This window comes from Haloferax sp. Atlit-6N, assembly GCF_003383195.1.
Taxonomy (GTDB): domain Archaea; phylum Halobacteriota; class Halobacteria; order Halobacteriales; family Haloferacaceae; genus Haloferax; species Haloferax gibbonsii.
This window is the reverse complement of sequence record NZ_QEQJ01000368.1, coordinates 1-446: the sequence shown is the minus strand read 5'-3', so window position 1 is coordinate 446 and position 446 is coordinate 1. Positions and strand designations below refer to the sequence as shown.

Sequence of the window (446 nt, the reverse complement as noted above, 5' to 3'; positions counted from 1 at the left end):
TGTTGCGGTCGTGCTGTTCGACAATACTCGTTTCCTCTCGTCCACGACTTGATTTTTTGTCTCAACTCTGTCGAAAGTCCGCACTTATTTGTGGTCGCCGTCCGGAGTAGCAGTAAGAATGAGTGCTCCCGAAGAGGTCTACTCAGCCATCCTCGACGAGACATCACAGCTCCTCGTCGGGAACGAAGACGCGATTGAGGCGCTTACAATCGCGTTACTAACCAACGGACACGTACTCCTCGAAGGGGTCCCGGGCGTCGCCAAGACGACGATTGCGAACCTCTTTGCGCACGCCGCGAACCTCGACTACCAGCGGATTCAGATGACACCCGACGTGCTTCCGGCGGACATCACCGGCACGCACATCTACCGCGAGAATCTCGGTGAATTCGACCTGCAGCGGGGTCCCGTCTTCTCCAACGTCGTCCTCGCCGACGAGATTAATC

1 protein-coding gene is annotated in these 446 nt (G+C 56.7%); it reads left to right on the top strand.

The features are described from left to right. Nucleotides 1–118: 118 nt before the first annotated feature. A partial coding sequence (locus DEQ92_RS22795) for a MoxR family ATPase (RefSeq protein WP_158547669.1) occupies nt 119–446 on the top strand: 328 nt, incomplete at its 3' end.